The following is a 13,699-nucleotide window of genomic DNA, read 5'->3' on the forward strand; positions in this document are numbered from 1 at the left end:
TTTTTCCTTACTTGCTTGGAAAATTAAAACCAGGTTGTATTTTAATTACAACGACAATCATTATGGGATTTGGTATGAAGTTTATCATACCAGTTGAGTTTCTAGAAGCACTGTTTGGGTTACAGTCAGTCTACCTTTTGGTTTTTTTATCGGTCTAATGAATGCCTTCTTAAATGTGCCGATTAGCAGTTTATTTCTGGGACTTACTCATTACTCCACATGCTTATAGGAGTCATGCGATTCCCATCTTACAAATGTTCTCTAACTTCATTCTTGGCATTGCCAGTATTTTTTCTAAATATATTGGTGTCATATGGATTACTGATATCTCTGGTGTTTTCCGTCTTATTAACTGCCGCGAAAAAAATAAAGGCAAACCACCTGTCGCTCAGCTTGAAGTTTTGATAAAGTTGGAATAATTTCTCTATCCCTTGCCCATACTGTGGACAACAGTTTTTATAAAGTGAGGGATTGGTTATGTTATTTCTTCATGACGTATGGGTGAATTGGTTTGAAGGGGAAGAAAATGGCTACAATGTGTGTCATTTTCATGAGTGGCGCAAGGAGGACAGCGTTGAGCTGTTAGATCAAGTGCCTTTACTTAAGGTGCAGAGTCCTTTGTTTGATTACATAGAGAATGATCTATCAGAGCTGCCAAAGACGCTGCTAGAGACTGTATTTGAGAAATCATATATTCGAAAAAATCATGAACGCCGTAAATTAGAGTATTGCTTTGTGGTCACGGACGGGATTAGAATCATCGCTGTGGATACGATTGGTTATTCCATCCCTGTGAGAAAGAGCCGATTGATTCCAAGACAGGAGCAATTGGTGTATGAAATGGTGAAAGATGTGAAGGCAGAGGAGTATGAATTTACGACAGACAGCCTTGAATCGACGAAAGAATATCACATCCTATCATTACCACCGCAGCATATCAGCGGATTAACGAGAAAAGAAAGACAGCTGAAGCAGCTGATGTTTATGGCGCTAGATCAACTAAAGGGGCTTCAAAACCGAGCAGAAATTGCCTATTGGTATACAGAATGGAATCCGCGCATGTACAACCAGATCAAACGAATGTCTTTCGAGGAAATTTGGAACATGCTTTATAACGAAACCATTGATGGATGGTCAGAAAACCATTTAGCCTTTTGTGAAAAAATGATTAAAGGACAGCCATTTTTTGAAAAACTTTGGGAAATGGAAAACGAATCAAAAGTGAATTAGAACAAGCTTGCAGCTGAATATGCTGCAAGCTTGTTTTATTTGCGTTTCCGGCCAAGACCCATTGCATTCTCCATTTTTTTCAGCATTTTGTTTGCCGCACGGTTTGCCTTTTCAGCACCCTCATCTAAAATGCGGTCAAGCTCATCTGACTCAATGAGTTCATAATAGCGATCTTGAATTGGTTTTAACACATCCACGACCACGTTCGCAAGATCACCCTTAAATTCACCATAACCTTTGCCTTCGTATTTTTGTTCAAGCTCTGCAATCGATACGTTCCCTAATACAGAATAAATTGTCAGCAAGTTGGCAATTCCAGGTTTGTTTTCTTTGTCATATTTGACGATGCCTTCTGAATCAGTCACAGCACTTTTGATTTTCTTTTCAAGCTGTTTTGGCTCATCTAATAAGGTAATGAAAGATTTTTGGTTCGGGTCAGATTTGCTCATCTTTTTCGATGGGTCTGTTAAAGACATAATCCGAGCGCCTTCTTTTGGAATTTTGACTTCAGGTACAGTAAAGATGTCGTTATACTTTCGGTTAAAGCGTTCAGCAAGTGTTCTCGTTAATTCAAGATGCTGCTTTTGATCTTCTCCTACAGGAACTAAGTCCGTACCGTATAACAAAATATCGCCAGCCATTAATGGCGGATACGTTAATAGTCCTGAAACGACTGCTTCCTTACCAGCAGATTTGTCCTTAAATTGAGTCATTCTTTCTAATTCCCCAATATAAGCGACACATTGCAGCATCCATCCTGCCTGGGCGTGGGCAGGTACCTCTGATTGGATAAACAATGTTGCCTTCTCTGGATCAAGTCCCACTGCCAAATAAAGAGCGGCTAAGCTTCTAATATTTTGTCGAAGGGCTAAACGATCCTGACTGACCGTAATGGCATGCTGATCGACCACACAAAAGTAGCCGTTGTAATCATGCTGAAGATCGACAAATTGCTTCATCGCTCCAATGTAGTTCCCCAATGTCACAGAACCGCTAGGCTGAATGCCTGAGAAAATCGTCTTTTTTGTCATACTAAAACCTCTTTTCTTCAATATAAAAAGGCCCATCCATCCCTTTTCAACAGAAAAGGGACGAATGAACCGTGGTACCACCCTTGTTATTTCAATACGAAATCACTCAAGACGTTGATATCGGAGACTGCTCCGTCTAAGCCTACTGACTCTGTCAAGTGTTCGGTTAGCTGCTCCAAAGCCCATTCCATACATGCCATTATCTGCTTGCACCGACCGCAGACTCTCTGTAAATGGTGAATATATGTACTCTTCTTTTTCATCGCAACAGTATGTCTATCTATTATAAAGGATGACCATGAAAAAGTCACGAAGCCTATTTGTGACCTTCTCATCATGTCGTTTGACACTTAAAATTTTAGATAAAATAGTAACTATCTGTCAGAATTTTTTAAAAAAGGATGATTAATTATATGTATAAAACATTATTCCTGCTGAATTTGTTAAATTATTTTAATCAATTTACGCTTTAATTTGTTGAAGTGATTGAGACTTTAGTTTATAAAAATCAATCTTTATCCCCATTTACGTTTTTTAAAAATATGTGAAATTGATATTGCAATAAATTATTCTATTCATTATAATGAATTTGTTCACACGTTTGTGCTAGGCTCTTTACATAGTGAAAATTCAGAAAAAACAAAAGAAATAGAAAGTAAGCTATTCAGGGACTTTTTTACGCTATTTCTTAAATCTGAATCTCATCTTCTATCGAGACCTTTGAACTAAAAACATATTATAAGGGGGAATACAGTTGAAAAAGCGTTGGTCTGTTGTTACTTTAATGCTTATTTTCACACTTGTATTAAGCGCTTGTGGTTTCAGCGGAAACAAATCAGGCGACAGCACGAGCAGTTCTGGAGAGGCTAAAACAACATTAAATGTGAATATCTCCACTGAGCCTTTTTCTCTACATCCGGGATTGGCAAATGATTCAACTTCAGGAAGTGTCATCCGTCAGACTTTTGAGGGATTAACAAGAATTAACGCTGAAGGTAAGCCAGAAAACGCAATGGCTTCTGATATCAAAACAAGTGATGATGGTAAAACTTACACATTCACACTTCGTGATGCAAAATGGTCTAATGGTGACCCTGTCACAGCACAAGATTTCGAATATGCTTGGAAATGGGCATTAGATCCTAAAAATGAATCTCAATATGCTTACCAGCTTTATTATATTAAAGGTGCTGAAGCTGCTAACAAAGGGGAAGCAAAAGTTTCTGATGTTGGCATTAAAGCAAAAGACGACAAAACGCTTGTAGTTGAGCTAGAGAACGCAACACCGTTCTTTACTGAACTAACTGCATTCTATACGTATATGCCAGTCAACAAAAAAGTGGCTGAAAAGAATAAAAACTGGTACACAAATGCTGGTGAAAACTACGTATCTAATGGACCATTCGTTCTTTCTAAATGGAAACATGGCGGCTCTATCACACTTGAAAAGAACAATGAATACTGGGATAAAGACACTGTGAAATTGAAAAAGATTAACATGTCTATGATCAAAGATACAAACACTGAACTTAGCATGTTCGAAAAAGGCGAGCTTGACTGGGCTGGTTCTCCAACTGGTAACCTTCCTACTGAGTCTCTAAAATCATTGAAAAATAAAGGCAATCTTAAGATTCAAACGATTGCAGGTGTTTATAATTATAAATTTAACACTGAAGTAAAACCTTTAAACAATGCAAACATCCGTAAGGCACTTGCGTACTCGATTAATCGTCAAGCGATTGTTGACAAAATTACGCAAGGTGAACAAGTTCCAGCTATGGCAATCGTTCCTCCAACAATGGAAGGTTTTGAGGACAACAAAACTGGCTACTTTAAAGATCATGATGTAACAGCAGCAAAAAGTCTTCTTGAAAAAGGTGCAAAAGAATTAGGTTATAAATCAGTTTCTGACCTTCCAACATTGAAATTGTCTTACAACACAGATGAAGCTCACCAAAAGATTGCACAAGCAATTCAAGAAATGTGGAAGAAAGACTTAGGTTTAAAAGTAGAACTTGATAACTCTGAGTGGAACGTTTATATCGATAAACTTCACAGTGGAGATTACCAAATTGGACGTATGGGCTGGTTAGGTGACTTCAACGATCCAGTGAACTTCCTTGAGCTCTATAAAGATAAAGACGGTGGAAACAATGACACTGGATGGGAAAGCAAAGAGTACAAACAATTATTGAATGATTCTGCGAAAGAAACAGACAAAACGAAGCGTGAAGAAATGCTGAAAAAAGCAGAAAAAATTCTTATCAATGACATGCCTATCGCACCAATATACTTCTATACTCAGCTTTGGGTGCAAGATCCAAAACTAAAAGGTGTAGTTGTATCTGGACTGGGTGATGCACAATATAAATGGGCATATTTCGAAAAGTAATAGTTATAGTGTAGAGATCTACGGCAAGGATCTTAAGGTATATGGAGGATGTCTCTCCATATACCTTTCTTGCTGATTAGAGAAATTGTTGTAAAATCATGGAGGTGCAATTCCGTTGCTTAAATATATCGGTAAGCGATTAATATATATTTTAATCACACTGTTTGTTATTGTAACTGCAACTTTCTTTCTCATGCAGGCAGCACCTGGTGGTCCATTCTCTGGAGAGAAGAAACTTCCTGCTGAAATTGAAGCAAACCTAAACGAGCACTACGGGTTGGACAAACCCTTATTTGTTCAATACGTGAGCTACCTAGGTTCAGTTGCAAAATTAGATTTTGGTCCCTCATTTAAATATAAAGGACAAACTGTTAATGATTTAATCAGTTCTGGATTCCCCGTTTCCTTTACCCTCGGAATTGAGGCAATTCTCCTCGCATTAGCATTTGGTGTATTGTTTGGGGTCCTTGCAGCGCTCTATCATAACAAGTGGCAAGACTATACGATTGCCATTTTAACGATCTTTGGAATCTCAGTTCCAAGTTTCATCTTAGCGGCGCTATTACAATATGTATTTGCATCTGAGGCAAGCTTTTTAGCGATCTTCCCAGTTGCAGGATGGGAGTCTTGGGCAAGCACCGTACTACCTTCTATTGCACTTTCCTTCATGCCAATGGCATTTATCGCTAGACTTGCACGGTCAAGTATGCTTGAAGTATTAAATAGTGACTACATTAGAACGGCTAGAGCAAAAGGATTAACAAAATCAGCTGTGACGATCAAACACGCCATTCGAAACGCATTGTTACCCGTTATCACATACATGGGACCAATGGCAGCTTCAGTGTTGACAGGTAGTTTTGTCGTGGAGAAGATTTTTGGTATCCCTGGTCTAGGCTCTCACTTTGTTACAAGCATTACAAACCGTGATTACACCGTCATCATGGGTGTCACAGTCTTCTACAGTATTATTCTATTAGTCAGTATTCTAGTTGTTGACGTCCTCTACGGTATTATTGATCCTAGAATTAAACTGACGAAGGCGAAGAAAGGGGTCTAACACATGGAAGAGATGAGAAAAGATTTATTTGTGCCTGCGACAGCTGACGTAGCAGATTCTGAAAAAATTTCTAAACCTAGTCTATCTTTATGGAAGGATGCCATGCTTCGCTTCCGTGCAAACAAACTTGCAATGGTTGGACTCACAATCATTTTTATTATTGTGATGCTCGCCATCTTAGTTCCGTGGTTTTCTAAGTATGATTACTCGACGACTGATTTATTGAATGCTGACCAGCCGCCTTCAAAAGAGCACTGGTTTGGTACAGATGATTTAGGTCGTGACATGTTTGTCCGTACATGGGTTGGAGCAAGAATTTCGATCTTCATCGGTCTTGCTGCTGCGGTCCTTGACGTGATCATCGGTATTATTTGGGGAAGTATTGCTGCATTCAAAGGCGGTCGTACAGATGAAGTCATGATGCGTATTGCTGACGTTTTATGGGCAATTCCAACACTTCTCATGGTCATCTTAATGATGGTTGTTCTGCCAAAAGGATTATTAACCATTATCCTTGCCATGACCGTCGTAGGCTGGATAAACATGGCACGTATTGTTCGGGGACAGGTTTTACAATTAAAGAGTCAAGAATACGTTCTTGCTGCACAAACATTAGGTGCAAAAACATCTAGACTTTTATTTAAACACTTAATTCCAAACTCAATGGGACCAATTCTGGTCACAATGACACTTACCATTCCTTCTGCTATTTTCACAGAGGCATTCTTGAGCTACCTAGGGCTTGGTGTACCTCAGCCATTAGCTAGCTGGGGAACAATGGCGTCTGATGGAATTCCAGCTATGATGTATTATCCATGGAGATTATGGTTCCCAGCCGCATTTATCTGTATTACAATGTTTGGTTTTAACGTGGTTGGAGACGGACTAAGAGACGCTTTAGATCCGAAGTTGCGTAAATAAGGAGTGATTAGGATGGAACGTGAACGTATTCTAGAGGTGAAAGACCTTGCAATCTCATTTAAAACATATGGTGGAGAGGTTCAAGCCATTCGTGGTGTGAACTTCCACTTAAATAAAGGCGAGACACTTGCTATTGTAGGTGAATCTGGTTCTGGAAAAAGTGTAACATCACAGGCCATCATGAGATTAATCCCGATGCCGCCAGGTTATTTCAAGCGCGGAGAGATTTTATTTGATGGGCAGGATATTGTCAAGAAAACGGAAAAACAAATGCAAACCATTCGAGGAAAAGACATTTCAATGATCTTCCAAGATCCGATGACTTCTTTGAACCCAACCATGAAGGTCGGGAAACAAATTACAGAAGTACTTTTCAAGCATGAACAAATCTCAAAAGAAGCGGCTGAAAAAAGAGCCATTGAACTTTTAGAGCTTGTTGGGATTCCAATGCCTGAAAAAAGAATCAAACAATATCCGCATGAATTTAGTGGCGGGATGAGACAAAGGGTTGTCATCGCGATGGCACTTGCAGCCGATCCAAAGCTATTGATTGCTGATGAGCCAACGACTGCACTTGATGTAACCATTCAGGCGCAAATCTTAGAATTAATGAAAGAAATTCAGCAAAAAGTCGAAACATCTATTATCTTTATTACCCATGATCTAGGTGTTGTGGCCAATGTTGCTGATCGTGTAGCCGTTATGTATGCTGGACAGATTGTGGAGACAGGGACTGTTGATGAAATTTTCTACAATCCGAAACATCCATATACATGGGGACTTTTAGCATCTATGCCAAGCCTAGACACAGATGGAGGAGCTGAAGGGAAACTAACGGCAATTCCAGGAACACCACCAGATTTAACAAACCCGCCGAAAGGAGATGCATTTGCACTCCGGAGCGATTATGCAATGAAAATTGACTTTGAACAAGAACCACCAATGTTCAAAGTATCAGATACGCATTATGTGAAATCATGGCTACTTCATCCGAATGCCCCTAAAGTTGAACCGCCTGCTTCCGTAAAGGCGAGAATGCGTGAACTAGAAGGTAGCTACGAAAAACCTGTATTAGTAAAAGAGGGTGAATAGCATGGCAGAAAAACTGTTAGAAATTAAAAATTTAAAGCAGCATTTCCATACAGCAAGAGGGACTGTAAAAGCAGTTGATGGTGTCTCATTTGATATTTATAAAGGTGAAACACTTGGACTTGTAGGTGAATCTGGATGTGGAAAGTCGACAACTGGCCGTTCGATCATAAGACTTTATGATGCGACAGATGGTGAAGTTCTCTATAAAGGAGAAAGCGTTCACGGAAAGAAATCAAGACAAAAAATGCTTGAATTTAACCGCCAAATGCAGATGATTTTCCAAGATCCATATGCTTCACTTAACCCTAGAATGACAGTTCTTGATATCATTGCAGAAGGTATTGACATTCATGGCCTTGCGAAAACAAAGCAAGCACGTAAAGAGCGTGTATATCAATTGCTTGAAACGGTTGGTTTGAATAAAGAGCACGCGAATAGATACCCGCATGAATTTTCAGGCGGTCAAAGGCAGCGTATTGGGATTGCTCGTGCGTTAGCTGTTGAGCCGGATTTCATCATTGCCGATGAGCCAATCTCTGCACTAGATGTGTCGATCCAAGCGCAGGTCGTCAACTTAATGAAAGAATTGCAAGAAGAAAAGGGCTTAACGTATTTATTCATTGCCCATGACCTTTCCATGGTGAAATACATTAGCGATCGTATCGGCGTGATGTATTTTGGGAAATTGGTTGAGCTGGCACCAGCGAATGAATTATATGAAAACCCGCTTCATCCATATACAAAATCATTACTATCTGCGATTCCGCTTCCAGATCCTGATTATGAGCGTAACCGCAAACGGATTAAATACGATCCATCTGTTCATAAAGGAACAAATACGGAATTTCGTGAAGTGAAGCCAGGTCACTTTGTCAGCTGTACTGAGGAAGAATTTAAAGAGATCAAAGCAAAACAATAAGAACAGAGAAGGAGCACTGCGATATCAGTGCTTCTTTTTTTATTTTACAAAAAAACAAGTTGATGGTAATTTTTATGTAAAATGAGTAAGCTAGGAGGAAATCAAATGTTGTTATGGAGGACGTTTCGCTATTCATGTCTTCACTTTTTTATCGTCACGATGCTTTTTTCAATATCTTTTTTAACGGAACCAAACGGAGGAAAGTGGATGATCGCATTTTTAGTGCTCATTTGCATCATTTCGTTTTCGGTTGAATTTGCTGTGTATCGGCGCACGAATGAACAGAAGGAAGAAGTCCGGCGTATGAAGTACCTTTATTTCATCATTTTTCAGATCGCCATGACACTTCTTTTGTTTGCTTGCTTTCAAATGCTCATGAATCGTTCGATATAAAACTTTTTTGTTTTCTCTTGAAAAAAAGTGAAACCACCAAAGGCATTGCTGCGTCTTACTAGTACAGGCGTTTAAATAGCAGGAAATCGGGAATAGATAAGGAAGTGGTTCTTAACTACATCATAAGGAGCGGATCCATGAATTGGTATGAAAAGCTCAGTGAATACTTCCCGATAGAAGAAATGAAGTCAAAAGAGCATATGGAAGCTTTATTAAAGGAAAGAAGTGATATTTATCATAAAGAAGAAGGGCCTCATCATGTGATGATGTACGCTGAATTTGATTCTTTCATCTTTATTGATTATTTATTTGTTTCCAAGGATGCAAGAGGTGAAGGCCTCGGCTCAAAGCTCATTCATAAGCTGAAGGAAAAAAGAAAACCGATCTTGCTTGAGGTCGAGCCTGTAGATGAAGATGATGCAGATACTGCAAAACGCCTAAAGTTTTATCAGAGAGAGCACTTCAAGCATGCTGAATCAATTGGTTATAAACGCAGGTCACTTGCAACGAATGAAGTGAACCGCATGGAAATTCTTTATTGGTCGCCTCGTACAGATAATGAGGAAGAAATGATGGAGGCCATGAGAAAGACGTACGAAAGAATCCATACGTATAAAGACGAAGAATGGTATGGACAATCGTATGAGGATGTTGATGATGTGCTGAAGCTCGTTGAAAATAGAAAACAAAAAAATATTTTCGATCATCTCGACTAAATGAGAATGTTCAGACTTCAAACATCTGCACAAAAAGAATGAAATTGTCTAGTTTTTGTCACAAAAATTGCAAGAAAATCTGTTCACACTTACTTTTTTATAGTATAATCACTATAAAGATTACTTATTTAGAACAATTTTAATTTAAGAATACAGATCAATATTCATTCTACAAATTGAGGAGTGAAGATTTATGGTAACATTATACACATCACCAAGCTGTACATCATGTAGAAAAGCAAGAGCGTGGTTAGAAGAGCACAATATTCCATACCAAGAGAGAAATATCTTTTCTGAGCCTCTTTCAATCGATGAAATCAAAGAGATTCTTCGTATGACGGAAGATGGTACAGATGAAATTATCTCAACACGTTCTAAAGTATTCCAAAAACTAAATGTAAATGTTGAGACAATGCCGCTTCAACAATTGTATAAACTAATCAATGAGCACCCTGGTCTTCTAAGACGTCCAATTATTTTGGATGAAAAAAGACTGCAAGTTGGGTACAACGAAGATGAAATTAGACGTTTCCTTCCTAGAACGGTTCGTACATTCCAACTTCGAGAAGCTCAGCGACTTGCTAACTAATAGAGAAGACGAAAAGCTGCCGATCATTTGGCAGCTTTTTTTATTTATTCTCAGCCGTTTGTTCGTAAAAGAGACTGGCTAAAATAACGGTTGCGACGGTTAAAAAAGGAAGCAACAATTCAAGTGTTGTATGCTGCGCCATAAATTCATTCAGTTTTACATCACGGACAATCATTTCTCCGCCAGTAAAAGCTAAAAGGGCACTCCCTCCGTATAAAAGAATCGGAAACTTGGTTAGTGCTGCATGAATCAGCTTACTCCCCCAAATAATAATCGGAACTGAAATCATTAAGCCAAAGGCAGTGAGCACCATGTTCCCTTTAGCTGCCCCTGCAACAGCGATCACATTATCAAGTGACATAAAAAGATCTGCAATCACGATGGTCTGAACAGCACGCCAAAGGGAGCCGCTGCTTTTAATCCGAATGGATTCTTTCTTTTGTTCAATTAACAAATTGTATCCTATATAAAGGAGAAAGAGACCGCCGATAAATTGCAAATAGGGGATGGTCAATAAATAAACGGCAGCACCAGTCATGGTGATTCTCATCAGCACTGCCAAAAGTGTGCCGATCCATATGGCTTTGTTTCGTTTTTCATTTGATAAGCTTCGACTGGCCATCGCAATGATTAATGCATTATCTCCGCCTAATATGAGGTCTATGCCAATAATCATCAGTAAGGATATGATCCACTCTGTTTCCATCCAGTTCACCTCATTTCACTAAAATAGCTCGTACAACCAATATATGAGGACAATTCAAATATATGTTTCTGCAAGTTTTCTCTGCAAAAAATGCGTTTTTATTTCTTTTATTCATGTTTTATCATAAAATAGACAGTACACAGCAATACCTCATTTCTTTAAATGGTTAACATGTAGACGGAACGGGTAAAGTGTAGTAAAGTACTATTAATTGGGAGCTTGTATGTCCCTTCAACATCTTATATAGAAGGGAAGGTTGGCAAAATGGAAATCGAAAGAATAAATGAACATACAGTCAAATTTTATATTTCCTACGGTGATATTGAAGATCGCGGTTTTGACCGTGAAGAGATTTGGTATAATCGTGAGCGCAGTGAAGAGCTGTTCTGGGAAGTGATGGACGAAGTGCACGAAGAAGAAGAATTTGCAGTAGAGGGACCACTTTGGATTCAAGTACAGGCACTTGATAAAGGTCTTGAAATTGTCGTGACAAAAGCCCAACTTTCTAAAGATGGACAAAAGCTCGAATTGCCGATTCCAGAAGATAAAAAAGATCAAACAGATGAAGAAAGTTTAGATGCTCTGCTTGATGATTTTCATAAAGAAGAGCAAGATCAAGAAGATCATAATGAGAAGGACAAAAAACTTCAACTTCAGTTCGTATTGAAAATGGATGACTTTGAAGATTTGATTGCACTTTCTCAATTAAATATGCAGGATTTTACGACAAGTTTATATTCGTTTGAAAACCGTTATTATCTATATGTTGACTTCCACGAGGATTTGTCAGATGAGCAGGTGGAGAATAAGCTTAGTATTCTGCTTGAATATGCTCATGAATCAGTGGTCAGCATCTACAGACTGCAAGAATACGGTCAGCTGATTGTCAAAGAGAATGCGCTTGAAACGATTCAACAGCACTTCTCGTAACAACCAAAAGTCGATTTCTATAGAGGAATCGACTTTTTTATCTGAATGAAAAAGTAAATAAAGTGATCGGCAAGGAGAAAATGAAATGAGAAATGTAGTCAAAGTTCTATTTTTTCTTATCATTACGATAGGTGCTTATTTGATTATCCAAATTTTTGCCGGTGATCTAGCGGTAAGTGTATTAAGTTCCGTCAGTGTTCTATTCACTTTATCGATTATCTTCATCGGGTTTGTCATTTTCTTAGAAAACAGAAATCCCTCTCAAACGATTACGTGGCTTGTTCTGCTTGGGAGCTTTCCGCTTTTCGGGTTTTTGTTTTATATTTTCTTTGGACGCAATATTAAAAAGCGCAGACTTTTTGAAAAGAAAGCGGTACTGGATGAACAACTTGTCCAGGAAGATGAACGTATCCACAGAGAAGCAATTGAAAAAATGACTCATATGGGTGACCATCAGCAGCTCTTATTTAAGCTGGCCCACAGACTTGGACATACCCCTATTACGTATCGCACATCCTCTAAAGTTCTGACCAATGGAGAAGAAACGTTCTCTCATATTTTTGAAGAGATCAAAAAAGCAACACATCACATTCACCTAGAATATTATATTCTCCGTCATGATGATCTGGGACAAGAATTAAAGGACATTTTAATCGAGAAAGCAAAAAATGGTGTGATTGTCCGCTTTTTATATGATGATGTAGGTAGCCTAAAACTCTCCCGTCAATATATTGCTGACTTAGAAAAGGCTGGCGTGCAGATCGTTCCGTTTTTACCAGTGAGACTGCCCTTATTAAATAATAAAATCAATTTCCGAAATCACCGGAAAATCGTGGTGATTGATGGAGAAGTAGGATTTGTCGGCGGACTTAACATTGGGGACGAATATATGGGTAGAAGCAGACAATATGGATTTTGGCGTGATACACACCTGATGATTAAAGGTGAGGCCGTTCGTGATTTGCAGCAGATCTTTATGCAGGATTGGTATTACATGACCAACGAAAGGTGCTCGGGTGTGGATTATTTTAAAGATTTCAGCCATATGGAGAGTCGAGCAGAAGGCGTACAAATGATTGCGGGTGGTCCTGATAAACAGTGGGAAGTCATTAAAAATCTCTTTTTCTCCATGATTATCTCCGCCAAAAAATCAATTTGGATTGCTTCACCATATTTTGTACCTGATGATGATATTTTGTCCGCACTGAAAATTGCTGCATTGAGCGGAGTCGATGTGCGAATCATTGCGCCGAAAAATCCAGATAAACGCATCGTATTTCATGCGTCCCGTTCATACTTCCCCGAACTTTTAGAAGCAGGTGCGAAGGTATACGAATATGATCAAGGCTTTATGCATAGTAAGTTTATCATTGTGGATAGTGAGCTAGCTTCAATTGGTACAGCAAATATGGATATGAGAAGTTTTCATCTGAACTTTGAAGTGAATGCTTTCCTCTATAAAACAAAAAGCACAGAGAAGCTGGTCAACGATTTCTTAGGTGATTTAGAGCAGTCACATGAAATTGTTCCAGAAGAATTTGCGAAGAGATCTTTGAGGGTGAGGCTGTTTGAATCAACAGCAAGATTATTATCACCACTTTTATAAAAATTGTATTTCCCCCTTTTCTAAAAGGGGGATTTTTGATTTTACTAAGGGAAAGCAGGTTGAAATCGTGTTTTGACACGGTAAAAGTTCATTTTCCATATTCGCTTTCTTGTG

General features: G+C 38.7%; 13 protein-coding genes and 1 other annotated feature. Of the genes, 11 read left to right on the forward strand and 2 right to left on the reverse strand.

Features of this window, described 5'->3' with window-relative positions; all coding sequences use genetic code 11:
- The first annotated feature begins 477 nt into the window (after positions 1-477).
- A complete protein-coding gene (locus NSQ64_RS06485) occupies positions 478-1,230 on the forward strand; it encodes a YjbA family protein (RefSeq protein ID WP_017367012.1) in 753 nt (250 codons plus the stop codon).
- 35 nt (positions 1,231-1,265) lie between these two features.
- Here NSQ64_RS06485 and trpS read toward each other — a convergent pair whose 3' ends face one another.
- Positions 1,266-2,261: a tryptophan--tRNA ligase gene (trpS, locus tag NSQ64_RS06490; protein ID WP_341015664.1), complete on the reverse strand. Its 996-nt coding sequence runs from the start codon at positions 2,259-2,261 to the stop codon at positions 1,266-1,268.
- A 53-nt stretch (positions 2,262-2,314) separates the two neighbouring features.
- Positions 2,315-2,533, reverse strand: a binding site (T-box leader).
- A gap of 482 nt (positions 2,534-3,015) precedes the next feature.
- On the opposite strand from trpS, the gene NSQ64_RS06495 reads away from it, so the two are divergent.
- From NSQ64_RS06495 to spxA, 8 genes are all read left to right on the forward strand, one after another.
- On the forward strand, positions 3,016-4,653 hold the full coding sequence (locus tag NSQ64_RS06495; protein ID WP_171465178.1) for a peptide ABC transporter substrate-binding protein: 1,638 nt from the start codon (positions 3,016-3,018) through the stop codon (positions 4,651-4,653).
- A gap of 115 nt (positions 4,654-4,768) precedes the next feature.
- Positions 4,769-5,713, forward strand: coding sequence for an ABC transporter permease (locus NSQ64_RS06500; RefSeq protein ID WP_007499022.1), 945 nt, complete (start codon positions 4,769-4,771; stop codon positions 5,711-5,713).
- Between the two features lie 3 nt (positions 5,714-5,716).
- A complete protein-coding gene (locus NSQ64_RS06505; RefSeq protein ID WP_171465179.1) occupies positions 5,717-6,634 on the forward strand; it encodes an ABC transporter permease in 918 nt (305 codons plus the stop codon).
- Positions 6,635-6,646: 12 nt separating this feature from the next.
- On the forward strand, positions 6,647-7,726 hold the full coding sequence (locus tag NSQ64_RS06510) for an ABC transporter ATP-binding protein (protein WP_007499018.1): 1,080 nt from the start codon (positions 6,647-6,649) through the stop codon (positions 7,724-7,726).
- Position 7,727: 1 nt separating this feature from the next.
- Positions 7,728-8,645 (forward strand): ABC transporter ATP-binding protein, encoded by a 918-nt coding sequence (locus tag NSQ64_RS06515; RefSeq protein ID WP_007499016.1) that lies wholly within the window; start codon positions 7,728-7,730, stop codon positions 8,643-8,645.
- A gap of 105 nt (positions 8,646-8,750) precedes the next feature.
- Positions 8,751-9,038 carry a hypothetical protein gene (locus tag NSQ64_RS06520; protein WP_341015672.1) on the forward strand — a complete coding sequence of 96 codons (288 nt, stop codon included), beginning with the start codon at positions 8,751-8,753 and terminating at the stop codon, positions 9,036-9,038.
- A 137-nt stretch (positions 9,039-9,175) separates the two neighbouring features.
- Entirely contained in the window at positions 9,176-9,754 is a 579-nt protein-coding gene (locus NSQ64_RS06525) for a GNAT family N-acetyltransferase (RefSeq protein WP_024720065.1), read from the forward strand.
- Positions 9,755-9,947: 193 nt separating this feature from the next.
- Positions 9,948-10,343, forward strand: a complete 396-nt coding sequence (spxA, locus tag NSQ64_RS06530; RefSeq protein WP_003211421.1) for a transcriptional regulator SpxA — start codon at positions 9,948-9,950, stop codon at positions 10,341-10,343.
- Positions 10,344-10,383: 40 nt separating this feature from the next.
- Here spxA and NSQ64_RS06535 read toward each other — a convergent pair whose 3' ends face one another.
- Positions 10,384-11,049, reverse strand: a complete 666-nt coding sequence (locus tag NSQ64_RS06535; RefSeq protein ID WP_060832241.1) for a TerC family protein — start codon at positions 11,047-11,049, stop codon at positions 10,384-10,386.
- Positions 11,050-11,313: 264 nt separating this feature from the next.
- On the opposite strand from NSQ64_RS06535, the gene mecA reads away from it, so the two are divergent.
- Together mecA and cls are read left to right on the forward strand one after the other, a co-directional pair.
- On the forward strand, positions 11,314-11,979 hold the full coding sequence (gene mecA / locus NSQ64_RS06540; protein WP_008348474.1) for an adaptor protein MecA: 666 nt from the start codon (positions 11,314-11,316) through the stop codon (positions 11,977-11,979).
- Positions 11,980-12,064: 85 nt separating this feature from the next.
- Positions 12,065-13,585 (forward strand): cardiolipin synthase, encoded by a 1,521-nt coding sequence (cls, locus tag NSQ64_RS06545; RefSeq protein ID WP_341015676.1) that lies wholly within the window; start codon positions 12,065-12,067, stop codon positions 13,583-13,585.
- Positions 13,586-13,699: the final 114 nt, after the last annotated feature.

This window comes from Bacillus sp. FSL W8-0183 (assembly GCF_038006825.1).
GTDB classification, from domain to species: Bacteria; Bacillota; Bacilli; order Bacillales; family Bacillaceae; genus Bacillus; species Bacillus altitudinis.